Source organism: Rhizobium lusitanum (assembly GCF_014189535.1).
In the GTDB taxonomy this organism is placed as follows: Bacteria; Pseudomonadota; Alphaproteobacteria; order Rhizobiales; family Rhizobiaceae; genus Rhizobium; species Rhizobium lusitanum_C.
The window spans coordinates 1,136,707-1,156,488 of the sequence record NZ_CP050307.1 but is presented as its reverse complement, the minus strand read 5'-3'; the positions used below and the strand labels follow the sequence as shown (position 1 = coordinate 1,156,488).

General features: G+C 60.2%; 16 protein-coding genes. 4 read left to right on the top strand and 12 right to left on the bottom strand.

Features of this window, described 5'->3' with window-relative positions; genetic code table 11:
* The first annotated feature begins 210 nt into the window (after window positions 1-210).
* Both HB780_RS08350 and HB780_RS08345 read left to right on the top strand, forming a co-directional pair.
* Window positions 211-984 (top strand): DeoR/GlpR family DNA-binding transcription regulator, encoded by a 774-nt coding sequence (locus tag HB780_RS08350; RefSeq protein ID WP_183689549.1) that lies wholly within the window; start codon window positions 211-213, stop codon window positions 982-984.
* 227 nt (window positions 985-1,211) lie between these two features.
* Window positions 1,212-2,207 carry an AraC family transcriptional regulator gene (locus tag HB780_RS08345; protein ID WP_183689548.1) on the top strand — a complete coding sequence of 332 codons (996 nt, stop codon included), beginning with the start codon at window positions 1,212-1,214 and terminating at the stop codon, window positions 2,205-2,207.
* Between the two features lie 12 nt (window positions 2,208-2,219).
* Here the strand turns inward: HB780_RS08345 and HB780_RS08340 are convergent, their stop codons facing one another.
* The 12 genes from HB780_RS08340 to HB780_RS08285 all read right to left on the bottom strand — a co-directional run bounded on the left by HB780_RS08340 (window position 2,220) and on the right by HB780_RS08285 (window position 17,370).
* The gene (locus HB780_RS08340) at window positions 2,220-3,200 is read right to left on the bottom strand and encodes an AraC family transcriptional regulator (RefSeq protein ID WP_183689547.1); all 981 of its coding nucleotides are present in this window, start codon (window positions 3,198-3,200) and stop codon (window positions 2,220-2,222) included.
* A 478-nt stretch (window positions 3,201-3,678) separates the two neighbouring features.
* The gene (locus HB780_RS08335) at window positions 3,679-5,628 is read right to left on the bottom strand and encodes a heavy metal translocating P-type ATPase (protein ID WP_183689546.1); all 1,950 of its coding nucleotides are present in this window, start codon (window positions 5,626-5,628) and stop codon (window positions 3,679-3,681) included.
* On the bottom strand, window positions 5,625-6,659 hold the full coding sequence (gene hflK, locus HB780_RS08330; RefSeq protein WP_183689545.1) for a protease modulator HflK: 1,035 nt from the start codon (window positions 6,657-6,659) through the stop codon (window positions 5,625-5,627). The genes HB780_RS08335 and hflK (HB780_RS08330) overlap by 4 nt, the downstream gene beginning before the upstream one ends.
* Window positions 6,660-6,661: 2 nt before the next feature.
* The gene (hflC, locus tag HB780_RS08325) at window positions 6,662-7,672 is read right to left on the bottom strand and encodes a protease modulator HflC (RefSeq protein ID WP_183689544.1); all 1,011 of its coding nucleotides are present in this window, start codon (window positions 7,670-7,672) and stop codon (window positions 6,662-6,664) included.
* Window positions 7,669-9,732, bottom strand: coding sequence for a protease modulator HflK (hflK, locus tag HB780_RS08320; RefSeq protein ID WP_183689543.1), 2,064 nt, complete (start codon window positions 9,730-9,732; stop codon window positions 7,669-7,671). The genes hflC and hflK (HB780_RS08320) overlap by 4 nt, the downstream gene beginning before the upstream one ends.
* Window positions 9,733-9,918: 186 nt before the next feature.
* Complete coding sequence (locus HB780_RS08315; RefSeq protein WP_183689542.1) at window positions 9,919-10,683, bottom strand: FadR/GntR family transcriptional regulator; 765 nt, start codon at window positions 10,681-10,683, stop codon at window positions 9,919-9,921.
* A gap of 24 nt (window positions 10,684-10,707) precedes the next feature.
* Window positions 10,708-11,769, bottom strand: a complete 1,062-nt coding sequence (locus HB780_RS08310; RefSeq protein WP_183689541.1) for a four-carbon acid sugar kinase family protein — start codon at window positions 11,767-11,769, stop codon at window positions 10,708-10,710.
* Window positions 11,766-12,758 carry an ABC transporter ATP-binding protein gene (locus HB780_RS08305; RefSeq protein ID WP_183689652.1) on the bottom strand — a complete coding sequence of 331 codons (993 nt, stop codon included), beginning with the start codon at window positions 12,756-12,758 and terminating at the stop codon, window positions 11,766-11,768. The genes HB780_RS08310 and HB780_RS08305 overlap by 4 nt, the downstream gene beginning before the upstream one ends.
* Window positions 12,758-13,765 (bottom strand): ABC transporter ATP-binding protein, encoded by a 1,008-nt coding sequence (locus tag HB780_RS08300; protein ID WP_183689540.1) that lies wholly within the window; start codon window positions 13,763-13,765, stop codon window positions 12,758-12,760. The genes HB780_RS08305 and HB780_RS08300 overlap by 1 nt, the downstream gene beginning before the upstream one ends.
* The gene (locus tag HB780_RS08295) at window positions 13,765-14,724 is read right to left on the bottom strand and encodes an ABC transporter permease (RefSeq protein ID WP_183689539.1); all 960 of its coding nucleotides are present in this window, start codon (window positions 14,722-14,724) and stop codon (window positions 13,765-13,767) included. The genes HB780_RS08300 and HB780_RS08295 overlap by 1 nt, the downstream gene beginning before the upstream one ends.
* Window positions 14,725-14,726: 2 nt before the next feature.
* Window positions 14,727-15,683, bottom strand: a complete 957-nt coding sequence (locus HB780_RS08290) for an ABC transporter permease (RefSeq protein ID WP_183689538.1) — start codon at window positions 15,681-15,683, stop codon at window positions 14,727-14,729.
* A 46-nt stretch (window positions 15,684-15,729) separates the two neighbouring features.
* Window positions 15,730-17,370 (bottom strand): ABC transporter substrate-binding protein, encoded by a 1,641-nt coding sequence (locus tag HB780_RS08285; protein ID WP_183689537.1) that lies wholly within the window; start codon window positions 17,368-17,370, stop codon window positions 15,730-15,732.
* Window positions 17,371-17,657: 287 nt separating this feature from the next.
* Here HB780_RS08285 and HB780_RS08280 point away from each other — a divergent pair, with 287 nt between their 5' ends.
* Both HB780_RS08280 and HB780_RS08275 read left to right on the top strand, forming a co-directional pair.
* Window positions 17,658-18,563 (top strand): dihydrodipicolinate synthase family protein, encoded by a 906-nt coding sequence (locus HB780_RS08280; RefSeq protein ID WP_183689536.1) that lies wholly within the window; start codon window positions 17,658-17,660, stop codon window positions 18,561-18,563.
* A gap of 11 nt (window positions 18,564-18,574) precedes the next feature.
* The gene (locus HB780_RS08275; RefSeq protein ID WP_183689535.1) at window positions 18,575-19,762 is read left to right on the top strand and encodes a sialidase family protein; all 1,188 of its coding nucleotides are present in this window, start codon (window positions 18,575-18,577) and stop codon (window positions 19,760-19,762) included.
* Window positions 19,763-19,782 lie beyond the last annotated feature (20 nt).

The following is a 19,782-nucleotide window of genomic DNA, read 5'->3' as shown; positions in this document are numbered from 1 at the left end:
GAGTTTACTTTCAATGGCTCTCCCGACGCGGGAACCAAGAGCGGATGCTCGTTTCGGTGGAGTAATGCATCGCTCCGATTCCACAAAAAGTCTACTCGGCGTCGACAGGAACATCTTGCTTTCATCTTTGGTCTGACGACAGATAAGAGTGTCTCGGACGGCGGATGATGTTGGGATTCGAGGTGCTGGACCTGGATTTACGTGGCGCCAATGGACTATAATCTGAAGAAAAGGGCGATCCGCCAAAGGGCTTTACTGACCCTACTCGAGAAAACGGGCTATGCTTCGGTCGAGGAATTGACGGCTGCACTTTCTGTCACGCCGCAAACAATTCGGCGCGACATTGCTGATTTGTCGGATGGTGGGAAGGTGCGCCGCTATCATGGTGGGGCCTCCCTTGCCAGTCCGATCGATCCTGGCACCTATCGCAAGCGGCGTGTCGATAAGGTCGATGTGAAGCGCCGGATTGCCCGCCGAGCGGCGGAACTCGTGCCAAATGGGGCGACGCTTTTCCTCGACGCAGGCTCGACCTGCGAGGCGGTCGCCGAGGCGCTTGCCGAGCGCAAGGGATTGAAGGTTGTGACCTACAGCCTGCGTGCTGCGATGATCCTGATGGATCGAACGGATTTCACCATTGCCGTTCCGGGCGGTTTCGTCCGTCATGTGGATGGTAGCGTTATCGGCGATGCGATTGTCGAGTTCGTCCGACGGTTCCGTTTCGATGTCGCGATCATCGCCGTCAGCGGCATTGAAGAAGATGGCAGCATCGGAGACGACGATCAAAACGAAGTCGATATTGTTCGTTCCGCTATTGGCCAGGCTCGCTCGGTTATGCTCGTTGCTGATTCCAGCAAGTTCCATCGCGCGGCGCTCGTGTCGCTGGGGTCGATCACTGAAGTTTCGGATTTTGTCACGGATTTGAGCCCTGACGGGTCTCTGGAGCGATTGATCGGAGCTTCTGGCGTCCGGCTGCATATCGCCTGAAATCATTTAAACCGACTGAGTGAACTGTGATCCGGCGCGGAAAATCTCTGCGTCGGATTTTTTTGTTGTAAAACGAAAATTTTATATTCTTAAATAAACAAAAAATAGAAACTACACATTCAGTGTGATAATGATGGCAAAGAAAAAGACGGTGGGGCGTCTCTGGATAAGCGCGACGGCAATATTGCCCAAGGCTTTCATCTCATTCTAGTTCGGGGAACACCGGAATGCAGCGCGAGAAACATGGCTCGTCCTTAACCTTCAGGGGGAATGACGCGGATGAATTTTCAGAGATACTGAGCCGCTGCAAGGCTCCAGCGAGGGTTGAGGCCCTGCGTGATTCGGGATTTTCTGCCGAATATGATTTCGTTGCCGCCGAGGCACTTGGCGTCGGTCGCGCGGCATATCAGGGAGGACTGACGTTTCATCAGAAGGCTGAGGAGAGCAAGTTTCTGATTTATGTCCCACTCTCGGGTGCGGCAACGATATCGTCGTCCAATCGGCACCATATTTCCGAACCCGGCAAAGGTTCGATCATCGATATGACCAGCCTGTCCGATGTCGTAATCGAGGGCGACCGCGAGCATCTTTCGCTGATTATCAATCAGAATGAGGTTGTCCGGCTACTTTCCGCCATGCTGGAGCAACCCGTCTCCGGCTCGCTCGACCTTGCTCCCGAATTCGACCTGCGCCTGGAGGCCGGACTGGCCTTTTCCCGCGTGACAAAGATCCTGGCGACCGGATTGAACGAGGATGCCTCCCTGTTACAATCGCCGGCGGCCCTTTCTTGTCTGTCCACGGGATTGATCCATCTGCTGCTTGAAAACGTGCCGCATCGTTTTTCAGGCGCGCTTGCCCGCCAACCGGCGTTGCCATCTCCCCGGCATATCCGACGTGCTATCGATTTCATGCAGGCTAATCTCTCGCAGCCGATCTCGATCGGCGACGTAGCAGAGGCCTCCCAGGTCGGCATTCGATCGCTGCAGGAAGGTTTCAAGCGGTTCAAGGGCATGTCCCCGATGGCCTATCTGGCCAAGCTACGCATGGAGGCTGCGCATCGGGATCTCACCAAGGCGAATTCGGCGACATCCGTCGCTGCCATCGCCCTGAAATGGGGGTTCACCCATTTGGGCCGGTTCTCGGGTGATTACAGGAAGAGTTATGGTTGTCTGCCGTCGCAGACATTGCGATCGGGGCATTTCACAGGCCCCGACGGCCGCTGAAACCGGCATGAATTATCGTCGCAGGGTCTGCGACGGCAATTGGCCGAACCGAAGCCTGTAGTCGACAGCAAAACGACCGAAATGGGTGAATCCCCATTTCAGGGCGATGGCAGCGACAGTCAGTCCCGGAGTTGCGTCTTGAAGTTCGCCATGGGCGGCTTCCAGTCGAAGATGCTGGAGGTAGGCCATCGGCGTCGTCATCTTGAAATCTCGGAAGCCCTTCTGAAGCGACCGCACGCTGACGTGGCAAACCGCCGCCATGTCGGCAATCGAGATCGGCCGCGCGAGATTAGCCTGCATAAAATCGATGGCACGCCTGACGTGGCGCGGCGCTGGCGCCGGGGCTATCCTGGCAAGTGCCTCTGAAAAACGATGCGGCACGGTTTCCAGAATGAGGTTGGCTATGGCACCTGTGAGATTTGACAGGGCGAGAGGCGACTGACGCAAGGCTGTATCCTGCGCCAACCCGCTAAAGGTTGTCTCAGCCAGATCCTGCAATAACCGCCCCGGACCGGAGGCCAGGTCGATATCGGGGTGGAAATTGAGGTTGCCGCCGATGGGTGTTTCCAGCATTCCGCTGAGCCGGTTGATCATCTCATTTCGATCAATGATTACGGTCAGATGCTGGCGCGGCCCCATGATATGCATATCGCCATATGGTATTCCATTGGTAATGAAGCCGCGCCCTGGACTTGAGCCAAAGGTCTCCTTGCTGGTGTTGAAACTTGCGTCTCCGGCTAGCGGAATGAAGATCAGGAACTTGCCGCTATCTGCCTCACGCGCCAATCGAAAATCGCCGTCATAGGTGCAAAGGCCGAAAGAGATTGTACCGGCGGATGTGAATTCGCATCGGTAGGAGATGGTTTTGTTTGCGGTGGTTTTGACGCTTATCGCCGATGTGGGCGTTGAAAGCGCCTCTGACAACCCATCCGGATCTTGCCCGCTGTAGTGGAGACTTCCCTCGGTCATCGCCGGTTTCAATGGTAACTTCATGCCTTGCCTCATATGCCGGAAGGGCCCGTCAATGGCGATAGGGTTCGGTGATGCCCCTCTTGCCTAGAGTGCCTTTGTAAATGCGGCGTAAATGGCGCCCGCGGACGCATATTCAATTGGAATATGGGTAAACGGATTGTTTGGAAGCCGGTCCGGAGCCTCTCTCTCGAAAAGGTGGATATTTGGGCCGTGCCTATAGGCGATGCGCGAAAGCAAGGGGTGGAGAAAGGCCCTCGGCATTCCGCAATAAGGCTTCGATGTTGTCTACAAAGAAATTCAAAGAAAATATTGGCGCGTTTTGCGGATACGAGTTTCGTTTTCTGGATTAACTGTATTGGTCTGATGTAACTTAATGGCACAGGACGCTTGAGGAGCGCGCGGCTGGAAGGGGACATGGAGCGCCATAGCCGCACGGAATGCATCTTGGAAACCTGAACGGAGACACGCCCGCTGCGGATGACGGCTCGGAATAGCCAGCTCATAATTGAGCAGCAAGCGGCTCGTCATATCGCATCAGCCGCCCGGCATTCGCCAGCACCAGCAGGGTGCTGAAATTGTGAAGGAGGGCGGCGACAACGGCTCCCGCCGCTCCGAGGAAACCGAAACCCGCCAAAGCGACGATCGCCACGGTCCAGCCGAGGCCGATGATGACGTTGGCCTTCAATGTCCGGCGGCAAAGCCTGCTGAGGCGGATGCATGTGCCGAGCCGCCGCAGATCGCTGCCGATCAGGATGATGTCCGAGGAGGCGAGCGCGATATCGGCGCCGCCAGCACCCATGGCAATCCCGACGGCTCCCGCCTTGAGGGCGAGCGAGTCGTTAATCCCGTCGCCGACGACCAGAGGTTTGAAACCGTTCTTCGTCTCGCTCAGCACGCGTTTCAGCTTGTCGGCGGGCAGGGCCTCAGCCGCGACATCGGTTATGCCGATCTCTCGCGCCAGGGCATGTGCGACCGATTGACGGTCGCCGGTCAGCAGAAGCTGTCGATTGAGCCCGAGCGCCCGCAACTCCGTCATCGCAACCGCCGCTTCCGGCTTGATCATGTCCGACAGGAGAAGCCAGGCGACGAAGTCTCCGCCGATGGAAAGGCCTGCTAGCGGTCCATCATGGGTGGGAACCGAGGGAATGGTGACGGACAGGCGTTCAAACAATTCAGGACGCCCGAGGGCGACTTCGCCCTTTGCCGTACCCGCAACGACGCCCAGTCCTTGAAGTTCGCGGACGTTTGCCAGCGTATGGTAAGCGTCATGGGCGACGAGCGTGGCCAGCGCCCGGCTGACCGGGTGGCTGCTGGCGACACCCAGAGAGGCTGCCAAGGTCAGAGCGGTTTCCCGGTCCGTATTGCCCGTCAGCCTGATCTCCTGCAGCCGAAGCCGGCCAAAGGTGAGGGTGCCGGTCTTGTCGATGACCAGCGAGGTCAGATCGGCCAGTTCTTCGAGAAATGCCGAGCTGCGGATGAGAATGCCGTGGCGCGCTGCGACCGCGATACCGGCAATTGCCGTTGCCGGCGCAGACAGAACCAAGGCGCAGGGGCAGGCCGCGACCAGGATCGCCAGCATGATCTGGTCATTGTAGGTGAGGAACCAGGCAATGGCCGCGATCGTCAGTACGAAGCCCAGATACTGCTGGGCGTAGCGCTCTAAGAGCCGGGTGATCGGCGGTTTTGAATTTTCCGCGCGCTGCATCAGCGCGATGACCTTTCCGAGCGTCGAATCTTCGCCGGTTCGGGTCACCTCGATTTCGAGGCGGCCGTCCAGATTGATCGCGCCGCCGAAGACCTCCATGCCGGCGGTGACCTCGAGGGGCACGGACTCGCCGGTGATCGGCGCGGTGTCGAGGCTTGCCTGTCCCTCCCTGACGCGACCGTCGGCCGGGATGCGGTCTCCCGCTCTGACCTCCACCCGGTCGCCTGGCTTCAGCGCGGCATTGTCGACTTCACGCGTCGTGCCGTCCGGTGTGATCAGCCGTGCGTGGCTATGGGTCAAACGCGCCAGCGCCTCCATCGCTTCTTTCGAACCGATGACGCTGCGCTCTTCCAGCACATGGCCGAATATCATGATGATCGGGAGGAGGGCGGCGGTCAGGAGATCGCCCGTCGCCCAGGCGGCTAACATTGCAAGCGCGATCAATTGATCGGTGATGCCATGCAGGCTTGGATGGCGCAGGCTATGCCAACCGGACCGGATGACCGGAACCGCGACGATCAGCGAGGCCGCCGCCAGCAGAAGCTGGCTGACACCCTCTTCATCCGGCGCAAGCCAGCGCCAGGCAATGCCGAGCGCGAGCAAGCTCAAGGCGATCATGGCGAGCGTGAGCTGAACGGCCGCCGCCTGCTTTTCGTTGGCGGTCAGCAGGCCGGCACTGAGCACATGGCCGTGATGATGCGCGTGGCCATGGGAGCCGTGGGAATGATCGGCCGCGACACTCATTTGTCGGCTCCCTGCAGGATGAGGCGTGCATCGTCCCTGGGGTCGACCGTGACCACCGAGCCTGCCTGCGACAGGATTTTGGCAACGCGATCGCGGTAAAGACGCCAGAGAAGACCGGGGTCACTATCGGAGCCTTGCGCGCTCGCAAAGCCGGTGACGGTGGCCGTGTCAGTGCGCGCCTTTGCCAGACGTTCGCTGGATTGGGCTTCCGCCACCTGCACGATCCGGTCGGCTTCCTGATCGGCGGCTTGTCTGTCCCTCTCCGCATCGTTCTGTGCCGACGCGATCGCCTGTTCTGCCTGCTGGCTTGCGGTCAGCACCCCATCGAAGGCGCTGACGGCCGTCGCTGGAAGTGCAGATTGAACGTCGGCGCGATCGATCTCGATCCCAAGGCCCATGCCCTTCGATTTCAAGGAGCTCAGGCTGGTGTTGATGCTGTTCACCAGGTCGGCGCGCAAGCGTTCGCGGCGCTCGGCGATATCGCTGTCGGCGGAGACCAGCTCCGGGCGGGCGACCAGAATGCTGTCCAGATCGCGGGAAGCGCAGATCACAACGGCACTGCGGGTGACGAGGCGGTCGAGCGCCGGCAGAACATGGTCCTGTTGCAAGGCAAAGGCGAAGGGGTCGGTTACCCGATAAAACACGCGGATGTCGAGCTGAACGACACTGGCGTCGGCGGTCAGCAGATATCCGGATCCCGCCAGAGTATCGCTTTCTATCTCGGCCCCGCCGGTCTGCGCGGCCGGCGAGCGAAGCAATCCGTTGACCCGGCGTTCCAGAACCGTTGCGGCGTCGGGCAGAAGCAAAACCTTTTCGAAAGGCGCGGGCAAGGCCCACAGAAGGCCGGATTCCTGCACCCGGTTCAAGGCGCCCAGGCGAAAGACGACCGCCCGATTTTGTGGTGCGATTTCCCGGATATTGGATGTTGCCCAGCCGATGGCCGCAAGCACCATGATCGCCGACAGCAGCAAGGACACCAGACGAATAGCCTGATGCTGCGCCGTCGAATTCCTATCCCCGGCGGTTCGCATCTCTAGCGTGCTCCGCCAGCCGGGGCGGCGCTGGGCGGACCATCGACCAGAGCCCGGAAAGGTGCGGCATCGGTGCGTAGGACAAGGCGGGTGTTGGAATTGACGATGGTGCCGAGCGTGTCGAGAGAGCGGAGCAACTCGTAAAGTTCCGGCGCGCTCTTATAAGCTGTTCCATAGATTTGCGCGGCTTCGACACGGGATTTGGCTTCTATATCTGCTGCCTTCACGGTCGCGTCCGCCTGCAGCACTCTTGCGTCACGTTCGGCTGCGGAGCGGATTTCCGCGGCCTGGCGTTTGCCGACTGCCGCACGTTCGGTAGCGATGGTCTCACGCTCGGCCCGCATGCGGTCGACGGTGGCGTTCAGCGTCACGGAAGGCAAGGTCAGGCGTTCGATACCGACATCGACAACCTGCAAGCCGTAGGTATCGAACAACTGCTGTGCGATCTGGGCCTTGAGCTGCTCTTCCAGCGCATCGATCCGAAGCTTGTCAGGATCGGGATTGATCAGCGACGAAAGGTCGAAATTGCTGGCTGTGGTTTCCAGCGACGACCCGAGGAAGGTGCGGATCTGCGCTGCTGCCTGATCCGGCTGGTTCTGAACCGACCGCACGAAGCGCTTGATGGCATCCGGATCGGGCGGGACCTGCCAGATCGCATAGGCTTGCGCGATGATCCGCAACCCATCCTTGGTTCCGACATCCTGCAGGCCGCTGGAGGTCGATTTGGCGCGAAGATCCACATCAATGGTCTTTTCCAGGGGAATGGGAAGCCGGAAGGCGAGACCGGGGTCGATCAGAACACGCGCGGGATTGCCAAACCTGGTGATGATGGTTGCGGCCCCCGATCTCACCTGAACAAGACAGGCGGCGACCAGAATGATGGCGACGACGATCATCGCGACGATCAGGCGAGACCACCGAAAGGGCATTGCCTCCTTGTGATCATCGCCGTGATCATGATGATGATCGTGCTCGTGATGGTCCGAGCCCGGATGGGTGTGCGTGTCAGTCATGGGCCGGTTTCTTCGCTTTGGTATGGGGTGCTAGGTTCGGCACTTGTGTCGGGATCGACCGGCAAAGTCATGCTCCGGAGATCGAGGGTCGGAGCGATGCTTCCGCCGATGCGATGATCGAGGACGAGAGCCTTTGAATGGGATAATCCCATCGTCAGCTGATTGAAGTATTCCTCTGTCAGAAACGCCTGTCCCGCCTCGTGGAAGGCCGATTGCTCGGCCTGGAAGCGCAGTTTTGCGACCTGCGAAGCGGCTATGCCTTCCCTAGCCGTCGCTGTCGCATTGTCCTGCGCGAGGCTGGCATTCAATTGTGCCTCGTTCGTCTGCTCGGCTGCCGTTCCCCGCTCGCGCGCAACCAGCGCTTCAGCGTTGATTTGCGCTGCCTGGACCCCGTGAAAGGCATTGGCTGCGCCGGCGGGCGGGTGAATGGCCTCGACGACGACCGCCAGGATTTCGACACCGCTGTTCAGCTCATCCATGTTCTTCTGGACCGCCGAGGCGATATCGTTTGCCAGCGACAACCGGCCTTCGCTCAGGACATCGTTGAGCGTTCTTCTGGCGAAATCATGCACCAATACGCGGTTCGCGGTGCTTTCGATCAGGGTCGGCAGATCGGCGACCCGATAGGCCGCCTTCATCGCCGCCTCATCCGAAAGACCGATGCGATAGACGAAGCGCACGTCCATGTTGACGATCTGAAAGCTTTGCGCGCCGCCGGTGCCACTGGCGATGATTTGCGATTTCTCGCTGATATGCGAGGCATCCCACAGCCGGTTCGCACTTTCCGGTGCTGGCCCCTCGGCGTCGGCTAGCGGTTCGCCATTATCGTTCGCGCTGACGGCGGTTGCCAGCTCGTGCACGCTGCCGTTCTCGATGGGGATGACACGGCCGAACGGCCATGGAAGGCCAACGTGAAGGCCGGAATGCAGAATGCCTTCGGCCTTGCCGAACCGCTCGTACACACCCCGGCCGGTCATCGGAATTTCGCGTACGCCGCTCAACAGCCAGCCCAGAAGGAGCGTTCCGAGAATGATGGCCGGAGCGGCCTTTCGAATGAAGGAAAAAGCCCAGATCTGCCGAAGATCGACGCCATGCTTGGTCCGCAATTCCGATTGAATGCTGACCAAGGGCTGAGGCGGCCACTGAAGAGCACCCGCGACAAGGCTTGTGGCGATTAATGGCGGCTCGCGGCTGTCGTTTTGCGGGCGGAACATGGAGGCGACTGCGCGGAGTAGGAACTCAAGTCCGACCAGCGCGACAAATCCTCCCAGCGCCGCCAGCAGCTTGATAGGCAGTGCGGACCCGCGCGTGCTGAGGAACAGGCAGAAGCAAGACAGGAGGAGTGCGAAAATGGGCAGGCGCGCCAGTTGTGAAATCGCTCTCGCCTCGGGCCATTCGACAGTATCGATCGCGGCAAGCCGTCTCTCCGTGACCAGCAGAAGAAAGGCAAAAGCCAGACAGACCGCAATGATGAGAAAGGCCATCGTCCCGATCTCTATGTCGTCCGCCTTCAGGCTCCAGCCGGCATAGACGATCAAACATGCAAAGAGGGCCAGGCCGAAGACGGAGAGCGGGCGGGTACCGATGCGTGACAGCAACGACTGCCCCGCGAGGAATGCACTTCCGGTCCGGCGTTCTACCCGATCCGGCTCATCCGTTTCCTGCGACGACCATGGCGACGTCAGGAAGACAATCAACCATTGCATGGACTTTCCGAGCGGCACGCTGGCAAGGCCGGCCTGCTCTCGACGCCACCGCGCGACGTGATGGGCAGATCGGAGCCCCGTCCCGAACAGGATAAGTGCTGCCGCGTTGTTGCAGAAGAACGCGATCCAGATCGCGTTGAGGCTGAACATGTTCGCAATCAGTGCGCAGAGCAGAAGCAGGGCCGCGAAAATCGACAGGCTGAAGCCCTGGCTTGCAAGGTCATGGGCTTGAACTCCCGCAAGCTGGAAGTTCGCGCGGTCTTTAATGTCCGGGGGCTGCGTATCCTTGGAAATCGTGTCCTGCATGGCCGTATTCGATTGCGCTCTTTCGCGCCCGGTTGAAGGAGGCTTCATGCCCTCCTCGATAGCGCCGCGATGAGGTTAGGTGACCGATCCGGGTGAGAGGCTTCGATAGCGATGTTTGGAACATCGGCACTCGAACTCAAGAGGATACGTTATTACGTATCGCTCTTATATCCACAAGGCTTTGCAGGCAAGCGGACGGTTGAGGGGATTGTAGAGTCGGTTGGCTTGGAGCCGTTAAAACGACAGGTCGAGCGCCCGTCCTTCAAAGAGGCGGTCCCTTGAGCCTTCAAGGTGAGCCTGCATCAGGTTCCGAGCGTCTTCCGCCCGCCCTTCGGCAATCGCCTTGTAGATCGCATTATGCTCCTGAAACACCTGCTCGAGACCCTGCCTTGGGCCAAGCAGCGACAATCCGTGCAGATGCATGCCGACGGCGATATGGGCTTTCAGCGCGTCCATGGAGGCGGTGTAATAATGGTTGTTGGCGGCTTCCGTCACCGACCGGTGGAAATTGAAATCCGCATCCGTGCGGTGAAGCTGGTGGCTGGTCGCTTCGCGAAGATCAGCCAATGCGGCGGCAATTTTCCGGATAGCGGCATCATCGCGTCTTTTCGCCGCGAAATAGGCAGCGGCCGGTTCGATTGTCAGGCGGAATTCGTAGCAACGCTGGATATCGGCGATCGTCTTGACCGGGGCATAGGCAAGCTGGGCGATCGGCGATCCATGGGCGCTGACGAAGGTGCCGGCGCCCTGGCGGGCATAGACCATGCCCTGGTCGCGCAGCCGCGCCAAAGCATCGCGGATGACGGGGCGGGAAACGCCAAGCATCGCGGCAAGCTCATGCTCGCCCGGCAGGCGCGAATCCGGCGGATAGTTTCCGGACCGGATGCGCTCCAACAACTGATCGAAAACGCGATCGACAAGCTTCACGGCCTTGCCGCGCTCTGGCTTGGCTACTGGGGCCGCCTGCGCATTTGCCGATGCACCATTTGCTTCGTCCACGTTCATTCTCCTGCCGGCATTGTCTCAGGCCGCCTGATTCTGCGGAATCAGTCTTAGCAAACTATCAGAATTCCCGAAGCCTCCGGATTTCACCGCGCAGCGGAGCCGGTTGCCGTTGGCCATCGTGACGTCAAACCACGGAATGCCCGCCTCGATTTCGCCCTTCGGCGTCAGAAGGCGAATTCCGAGCGCGCGGAAAACAGCGACAGCCGTGTCGCCGCCGCCCATCATCAGCATATCCGGATGGGTATCCTCTATGACCGATGTCACGCCCTTTGCAAAACGATCGGCAACTGCCATAGCCTCCTGGGTGATGTCGCCGGTGCACCGAAGCAGAAGCGGAAGCATCTGCCCCTTGTCGCACTCCACCAGGCCCATCGGTGCGTCGACTGTCGCGCGCAAACTGCCCGAAGCCTCGAGCGTGGCCATCTGGGTTGCCGTGATCGGATCGCGGGAGCCGAAGGCAAAAAGCGTCCTGCCGGTCGGCACGAAAGCCTGACCGGCCGCGCTTCCTTGGCCGACATGGCGGGCAAGCGCGCTGCCGATGCCACGCGCGCCAACGGCAAGGGTCGTCGTCCAGTCATGCTTCGTCATAAGCCGGTCTAGATCGTCGTCGCTCTCGGCATCGATGATGAGGACCGTCTCCGGGCGTGCCTCGAAGAGTTTGGCAATCGGCAGAGGGTAATCCACACCCCGGCCGACGACCTTGCCGTCTCGGGTAAAGCGTTGCTGATCCGGAATGGCCGGCGCAAGCACGATTTCGCGGTGACCGAAGACGGCCGCAAGAGCCGCACTTTCCGCCGCCACATGGCCCTTCAAGCGCGAGTCGATCTTTTTCAGGATGATGTCCGGCGCGGCGGCAAGAAGAGCGTTGGCTGCAAGGCGGACCCTCTCTACAGCGTCCTCTGCCGACAATGCCCTCGAATCCGTGTTGATCACGACGACTTCGGAGCGGCTTGCGAGCGCTTCCGGTATCGCGTCGATATCGATCGCGACGGTCACGGAGAGACCGGCCTCGACAAAGGGGGTGCCCGTGTCCAGCGCGCCGGTCAAGTCGTCGGCTATGATCGCAACCTTCAGCGTCATGCATCCACTCCCGTGTTGACCGCATGACACGCGACGAGATGGCCGGGCTTGGCTTCCTTCCAGTCGGGGACGGTCTTGCCGCAGACATCCATCGCAATCGGGCAGCGAGTATGGAAGCGGCAGCCGCTCGGCGGGTTGAGCGGGCTTGGCACGTCGCCCTGCAGGATCTGGCGGGTACGGCTGCGCTCCAGCGCCGGGTCGGTTTCCGGAACTGCCGAGAGCAACGCCCTGGTATAGGGATGCAGCGGGTTGTCGAAGAGCTCTTCGCGGCTCGCAAGCTCCGCCAGTCGTCCCAGGTACATGACACCGACGCGGGTGCTGATGTGACGAACGACAGCCAGATCGTGAGCGATGAAGAGATAGGTCAGGCCATATTTCTCCTGCAGGTCGAGCAGGAGATTGATGATCTGCGCCTGGATCGAGACGTCGAGCGCCGAGATCGCCTCGTCGCAAACGATAAATTTCGGCTGACAGGCGAGTGCGCGGGCGATGACGACGCGCTGGCGCTGGCCGCCGGAAAGTTCATGCGGATAACGTTGAGCAAACCGCGTCGGCAGGCCGACATCGGTCAGAAGCGTCGCAACCTTATCCTTCAGCTCGGCCTTGGTGCAGAGCTTGTGGAAAAGCATCGGCTCGCCGATTGCCTCGCCAGCCGTCATGCGTGGGTTGAGCGTCGAATAGGGATCCTGGAAAACGATTTGCAGATCGCGGCGAAACGGCCGCATCTGCTTCTCGCCGAGGGTTGCAAGATCCTGCCCCTTGTAGATGACCCGGCCGCTGGTTGCCTTGTAGAGGTTGAGGATGGTGAAGCCGGTGGTCGACTTGCCGCAGCCGGACTCGCCGACGAGGCTCAGCGTTTCGCCCTCCATGATCTCCAGGTTGACATTGTCGAGCGCATAGACGGTCGCCGCCCGTTCGCCGAAGGCGCCGAGCCGGACATGGAAATGCTTGACCAGGTTCTCGATCTTGAGCAGCGGTTGGATGCTCATCATGCAGCCTCCCGCATTTTCTGGACCACGAAACAGGCGGTACGATGGTTTCCGCTGCCATTCAATGGCTCGAGCTTCGGCACGCGCTCGTGACAGATGGCTTCCGCCAGCGGACAGCGCGGCGCGAACGGGCACCCGTTGGGGCGACGGCCGGGTTCCGGTGGCGTCCCGCCGATCGAACTCAGCCGGCTCGACGGCGCATCCGAAAGCTTCGGGATCGAGGCCAGCAGTCCGCGCGTATAGGGGTGGCTCGGATGGGCGTAGAGTTCGTCGACCGGCGCATCCTCGACGACGGTGCCGGCATAGAGCACGGCGACGCGATCAACGAGACCGGCGATCAACGCCAGATCGTGGGTAATCCAGACGACCGACATGCCGAGCTTGTGGCGCAAGTCCTTCACCAGATCGACGATCTGGGCCTGGATCGTCACATCAAGCGCCGTGGTCGGCTCATCCGCGATCAGCAGTTTCGGATTGCAGGCGAGGCCGATCGCGATCATCACGCGCTGGCGCATGCCGCCGGAGAGCTCGTGCGGATAGGCTTGCAGCCGCTCTTCGGGGCCGGGAATGCCGACGAGGCGCAGCAGTTCGACGGCACGCTCGCGAGCCTCCGCCTTGCGCATCCCGCGATGATAGATCAGCGGCTCGCAAATCTGATCGCCGACGCGCATCACCGGGTTCAGCGAGGTCATCGGATCCTGGAAGACGAAGCCGATATCGCCGCCCCGCACCTTGCGCAGTTCGCGGTTCGACATTGTTTGCAGATCACGACCATCGAAATGGGCGGACCCTTTGGTCACCCTGATCTTGTTCGGCAGCAGCCGCATCAGGCTCAGCATCGTCAGGCTCTTGCCGCAGCCGGATTCGCCGACGACGCCGAGCGTCTCACCCTTGTTGACATGAAGATCGATACCATCGACCACGACGGCCTGACCGTTGCGGCCAGCGATTTCAACGGTCAGGCCACGGACATCGAGCAGGCGTTCGTTGGATGTGTTCGTGTCCATCACTTGCTGCCTCGCGGATTGAGCGCGTCGTTGAGGCCGTCGCCGAGGAAGCTGAAGGCGACTGAGGCAAGGCCGAGGACGGCCGCCGGAGCGGCAAGCAGATGGGGATAGTGCTGCCAGACGCGCAGGCCGTCCGAAATCATGTTGCCCCAGCTTGGCGTCGGCGGATTGACACCGATGCCGAGGAAGCTGAAGGCGCTTTCGAGCACCATGGCGGTTCCGAGCCCGGCGCTGACGGAAACGATGAGGGGCCCAAGCGCGTTCGGAACGACATAGCGCTTCATGATGATCCAGTTGGAAAGACCGAGCGCCTGCGCCGCGGTAATATAGGGCCGGCTGCGGATCGACAGCACCTGGGCGCGAACGAGACGCGCATAGGGCGGCCAGGAGATCAGCGCCATTGAGCCGAAGACCAGCATGAAATCGACCCATATGGTCTCGCGATAGAAAGGATTGAGCGTCGCCATGTAGCGCGCCTCCATCCATTTCGAAATCGGCGACTTCAGCGATGCGTTGATGACGACGACGAGCAGCAGGTTCGGAACCGACATGGTCATGTCCGTCAGCCACATGATGGCGCGGTCGAACGGATTGCCAAAGAAGCCGGCGATGGCGCCAAGCACCAGCCCGATCAGCACGGCGATGAAGGTGACGACGATCGCAACCAGAAAGGCTGTGCGCGTGCCGAAGACGACGCGGCTGAAGACATCACGGCCGAGATCGTCAGTGCCGAAGAGATGGTGCAGTGATGGGGCCGCATTTCGCGCCTGGAGGTCCTGGCTTAGATAGTCATAGGGCGTCAGATACGGGCCGAAGATCGCGGCGAAGGTGAGGATGGTAACGACGATCAGCCCGAAAATGGCGAGCTTGTTGCGCTTCAGGCGATACCACGCATCGCGCCACAGGCTGACAGGCGGCTCTTCTTCGCTCACGATTGGGGAGAGGGGGACGGCGGACATGGTCAGCGGCTCCTTCTTGCATCGTTGGCGCGCGGATCAAGCAGCGGATAGAGCACGTCGACTAGAAGGTTCGAGAACATCACCAGGAAGGATCCGATGAGCGTGATCGCCAGAATGACGGGATAATCCGAATTAATCAGCGCCTGCACCGTCAGCCGGCCGAGGCCGGGCAGGCCGAAGACCAGTTCGACGAAGATCGCGCCGTTGACGATGGTGATCATGATCAGCCCGAGCTGGGTGACAACGGGCGTCAGCACGGGCCGCAGGATGTGGCGAAGTGCTACGATGATCTCGGGCACGCCCTTGGCGCGGGCCGTGCGGACGAAATCTTCCGACAGGACCTCGATGACGGCGGCGCGCGTCTGGCGCACGATCAGGGCGACCGGCTGGAAGGAAAGCACGATGAGCGGCAGAAGGATGCGCACGTCGAAAATGCCGCCCCAGCCGTAAGGCACGCTGGCACCTGGCAGAAGAACGATCAGCCCAACCATCAGAAGCGGGCCGGCAACATAGGCCGGGATCGCCCAGAGAAACAGGGCCGAGCCGAGGATCGCATAGTCGATGCGTGTATTCTGATTGAGGGCGGCGATCATGCCGAGCGGGATGGCCACGATCGTCGTCAGGATGATGGAACAGAGCGCTAGCTGAAAGGATACTGGTGCGGCGGCCGATACCATCGCCCAGACGGAGCGGCCCGAGCTTAGCGAATTACCGAATTGGCCGTGTAGCAGGTTCCAGATGTAAAGCCCGAACTGGACGATGAATGGCTTGTTGAGGCCGGCGCTTTCGCGGATGGCCTCGATGCGCTGCGGATTATACGCGACATCGCCGGGTGCGCGCAGAAAGATCAGCTTGATCGGATCGCCAGCGCCGTAGAAGGCCAGCGCATAGACGGCCAGCATCACGATCAGCACCGACGGAATCCAGATGGCAAACCGGGTCAGCACGTAGCGTAGCAAGGTCACCTCCCAGTTGTTGGTCGAAGAGGTCCGCGATCAGCACGGACTAGCCGATCGAAATGTCCCAGGGCGCCACGACCTGCCAGTCGAGGTTCTTGTCCATGCCCTTGACCTCCTTGGTGGCCCAGCGCGACATCGCTTGAGAATACCACGGAATGAAGGCCCAATCGTCGCGGAACGCCTTCTGGGCATCCTGTGCAAGCTTGATGCGCTGTGGATCGTCAACGGCCTTGGTCGCCGCTTCGGCAAGGGCCGCATCGACCTTGTCGTTCTTGTATCCGCCAAGCTTGTTCAACGCGTTCGACGATGTCGAGGCGATACAGCCGGCGAGATAGGAGACGGCATCCGGAACGCGGGTACCGACATCGTCGCGGAAGATCTGCACGGAGTTCTGGTCCGGGCCGGCATAGGAGTCCTGCTGCGGCTTCATGTCGACGGCGGTGATGCCGAGGTTTTGGCGCCACTGCTCGGCGATGAACTGGGCGGCCGCCTGGATGGCTGGCGCGGAAATGCCGACGAACAGGATCTTGGGCAGGCGCTCGGGGCCGCCATAGCTTGATTCGGCCAGCAGCTTCTTGGCGGCGGCGGGATCGTAGGGGTAGGGCTCGAAGCCCGAGGTTTCGGCGCCGGGCACGGCGTTGAGGATTTGTTCGGCCTTTTGGTGTGGGCCATCCGGATAGGAGGCCTTGAACAGGCCGTCTCGGTCAACCGCCATGATCAGCGCCTGGCGAACCTTCGGATCGTCCATCGGCGCGCGAGACGTATTGAACCAGAAATGCTGGCTGGTCGGGATAAGCGGGCCGGCGGAGAATTCGGGGCCGAGATCCTGGATGATCGTCGAGGTAATCAGCTCGGTATGGGCATTGAATTCGCCTGATTTGATGAGCGAGGTCGCGGTGACGTTATCCTCGATCGAGGTAATTTCGATGCGCGCCAGTTTCGGCTTCGGGCCGAAGAAATTTTCGTTTGGCTCGAAGGCGAGCTTGCCGGCATCGATGTCGATACTGGTGAGCTTGAACGGGCCAGAGAAGACAGGTTTGTTTTCAGGCTTGTACCAATCGATGATTTCTTCGCCATCGCTGCCGCGCGACTGGGCCGCCTTGGTGATCGGCGCAATATGATTGGCAAGGCGCATGAAGAAGATTGGATCGACCTCGGTCAGCGTGACCACGACGGTGCCCTCGTCAGGCGTCGCGACACCGGTCAGTTCCGTGCCCGTGCCATTGCTGATATCCTTGTAGCCCTGAACCTTGCTCAGTACCTGATCTGCTCGTTGGCTTTTGGTGTTCGGCATGGAGGCCACTTCCCATGAGCCCTTGATATCGGCCGAGGTGATCTTGTTGCCATCGGAGAAGACAGCCTTGGCATCGATCTTGAAGGTCCAGACCTTGTTGTCGGACGTCTCCCAATTGGTGAAGACGTATGGCTGGATCTTGCCGTCGCTGTCGAAATACATCGGCGACGCCCACCAAATCGAGTTCCAGCGGAAGGTTCTGCCGCCGCCGCGCAACGGCGACCAATCCTGGTCGAAGGCGGGATTGGCGACCTTCAGCACTTGACCTTCATCGGCAAGCACGATGCGCGCATTCATCCCGAAAATCGTGAGTCCGACCCCGGCTGCAAGGCCTAGCTTCAATGCGTCGCGGCGCGACACCTGCGTCTTTGGCGCAGTATTCCGCTCAGTCATCCGTTCCTCCCAAAAACAGAACCCGTGACGCCTCTAATGTCTCTCTCCCGAAGAGCGTCGCGACAGACGCAAACACTCAACCGATAATGTAAATATGTCAATAAAAATTAATTTCAAAGAAGCATCTTCAGTCGATGGAAAAATTTTATCGTTATTTTTCAGATGCTTGAAAAATGAAGCCAGATCTTGTGCGTATTATCATATTGACAACAATATGAGCTGGGCCGATTTAAACAGCATTCTGCGGACCGCTTTGCCGTCTGCTGTGCTCATCCGGGGAGGACGATATGAGCAATCACAAGATTACAGGCGTATTCAGCGCGGCCGCAACGCCGTTGAATGCCGATGGCAGTCCGGATCTGGGATTATTCACCGAACATTGCCAGCGTCTCCTTGATGAGGGCTGTCATGGCGTGGCGCTTCTCGGCACGACCGGCGAGGCGAATTCCTTCTCGTCAAGCGAGCGCCGTGCAATCCTTGAAGCGGCGCTGAAGGCAGGAATTCCGGCCGATCGGCTGCTTCCGGGCACCGGCGTGACGGCCATTCCGGAAACGGTGGAACTGACCAGGCATGCGCTTTCGCTCGGCGTCACCAAGGTGGTGATGCTGCCGCCATTCTACTACAAAGGCGTTTCCGACGAAGGGCTTTTTGCTGCCTATACGCAGGTGCTTGAGACGGTCGCGGATCCTCGCTTGCAGGTCATCCTCTATCATATACCCCAGGTCTCCGGCGTCCCGCTCTCCGTGCCACTGATCGGCCGCCTGATCGAGGCGTTTGGCGACACCGTCGTCGGCATCAAGGAATCTGCGGGCGATTTCAATAATATGCAGGCGATCATAGCTGCCTATCCCGGCTTCTCCGTCCTTGCAGGCGCCGACCCGTTGTTGCTGCCGCTGCTGAAAGCCGGAGGTGCCGGCTGCATCACCGCCACGTCCAATCTGGTCGCGGATTCGCTGCGTATTGTTTACGATAAGGTCCATGACGAGACGCGTGCCGCCGATGTCGATGCGGCGCAGGCGCGCATCAACGCCTATCGCACACTGTCCAACTCCTATGTGCAGATCCCGACAATCAAGGCCATGATCGGGCTGAAGACCGGCAATCCAGCCTGGAGGCGAACGCGCGCGCCGCTGATGCCGCTCAGCGATGCGGATCATGCAGCACTTTCCGACGCCTACGCCAAGCTGCCATAAGGAGAGCGATCATGACCTTCTCGGGTTTGCAACCGGATGCCGTACCGGCGCTGATGACGGGCGAGATCCTTGCCAACTCCTTGGAGAAGGGACGAGGGGATGCCTATCTGCCCTCTCCCTGCATTCAAAATCACGCCGCCAATCTCGCTTTTCTTCCCGATGGGACGCTCACCTGCGTGTGGTTTGGAGGTACGATGGAGGGCATGGGCGACATCTCTATTTACATGTCGCACCTTTCCCCCGGTGCAACGCGCTGGTCGGCACCGGAGAAAATGTCCGACGATCCAGCCAAATCAGAGCAGAACCCGTTGATTTTCAATGCTCCTAACGGGCATGTCTGGCTTCTCTATACCTCGCAGACCTCGGGAAATCAGGATGGGTCTGTTGTCAAATGCCGGATCTCGGCGGATGGCGGCAAGACGTTCGGCGAGGTCCGTGTGCTCTGCGATCTCCCGGGCACGTTTGTCCGTCAGCCAATTGTCGTGAACGGCCGCGGCGCGTGGTTGCTCCCGGTCTTTCGCTGCGTCGGATTGCCCGGCGAGCGCTGGACCGGCGATGCGGATACGGCCGGCGTGCTGATCTCGCATGACCAGGGTAAGAGTTGGGCTATGACGCCGGTGCCGGACAGTCTCGGAGCTGTTCACATGAACATCGTTCCGCTCGAGGGCAACAATCTCGTTGCCTTCTATCGCAACCGCTTTGCCCAGTCCGTGCTTGCCAGCCGCTCGACGGATGGTGGGGAGAGCTGGAGCGTGCCGCAACCGGTAGACCTGCCGAACAACAATTCTTCCATCCAGGCCGTAAAGCTGAAAAATAATGACATAGCAATGGTTTATAACCATTCCAACGCGCTGATGTCGGATGCCAGGCGCCTGTCGCTCTATGATGAGATCGAGGGCGATGAGGAAGTCGGAGTCGCGCCAGAGCGGACGCCTGAACGGCGAAAGGCGGTCTGGGGTGTGCCGCGCGCACCGCTCAGCCTTGCCTTTTCGAGTGATGGCGGAGCGAGCTTCCCGCGCCGGATCGATCTCGATACTGGCGATGGTTATTGCCTCAGCAACAATTCGAAGGATTCGCTCAACCGCGAATTTTCCTATCCGTCGATCGTGCAGGGGGCGGATGGCGTGGTGCATATCGCCTACACCTATTATCGCCGGACCATCAAATATGCGCGGCTGTCGCCCGAGGCGATCGGATGAATGCCGATCGGCTTGCCGGG

What these genes read in the sequence shown, in the direction of transcription:
- HB780_RS08335 (WP_183689546.1), bottom strand. Translation starts at nt 5,628, where the DNA reads ATGAGTGTCGCGGCCGATCATTCCCACGGCTCCCATGGCCACGCGCAT.
- HB780_RS08345 (WP_183689548.1), top strand. Translation starts at nt 1,212, where the DNA reads ATGCAGCGCGAGAAACATGGCTCGTCCTTAACCTTCAGGGGGAATGAC.
- HB780_RS08295 (WP_183689539.1), bottom strand. Translation starts at nt 14,724, where the DNA reads ATGTCCGCCGTCCCCCTCTCCCCAATCGTGAGCGAAGAAGAGCCGCCT.
- HB780_RS08280 (WP_183689536.1), top strand. Translation starts at nt 17,658, where the DNA reads ATGAGCAATCACAAGATTACAGGCGTATTCAGCGCGGCCGCAACGCCG.
- HB780_RS08310 (WP_183689541.1), bottom strand. Translation starts at nt 11,769, where the DNA reads ATGACGCTGAAGGTTGCGATCATAGCCGACGACTTGACCGGCGCGCTG.
- hflK (WP_183689543.1), bottom strand. Translation starts at nt 9,732, where the DNA reads ATGAAGCCTCCTTCAACCGGGCGCGAAAGAGCGCAATCGAATACGGCC.
- hflC (WP_183689544.1), bottom strand. Translation starts at nt 7,672, where the DNA reads ATGACTGACACGCACACCCATCCGGGCTCGGACCATCACGAGCACGAT.
- HB780_RS08350 (WP_183689549.1), top strand. Translation starts at nt 211, where the DNA reads ATGGACTATAATCTGAAGAAAAGGGCGATCCGCCAAAGGGCTTTACTG.
- HB780_RS08285 (WP_183689537.1), bottom strand. Translation starts at nt 17,370, where the DNA reads ATGACTGAGCGGAATACTGCGCCAAAGACGCAGGTGTCGCGCCGCGAC.
- HB780_RS08340 (WP_183689547.1), bottom strand. Translation starts at nt 3,200, where the DNA reads ATGAAGTTACCATTGAAACCGGCGATGACCGAGGGAAGTCTCCACTAC.
- hflK (WP_183689545.1), bottom strand. Translation starts at nt 6,659, where the DNA reads ATGCGAACCGCCGGGGATAGGAATTCGACGGCGCAGCATCAGGCTATT.
- HB780_RS08300 (WP_183689540.1), bottom strand. Translation starts at nt 13,765, where the DNA reads ATGGACACGAACACATCCAACGAACGCCTGCTCGATGTCCGTGGCCTG.
- HB780_RS08275 (WP_183689535.1), top strand. Translation starts at nt 18,575, where the DNA reads ATGACCTTCTCGGGTTTGCAACCGGATGCCGTACCGGCGCTGATGACG.
- HB780_RS08305 (WP_183689652.1), bottom strand. Translation starts at nt 12,758, where the DNA reads ATGAGCATCCAACCGCTGCTCAAGATCGAGAACCTGGTCAAGCATTTC.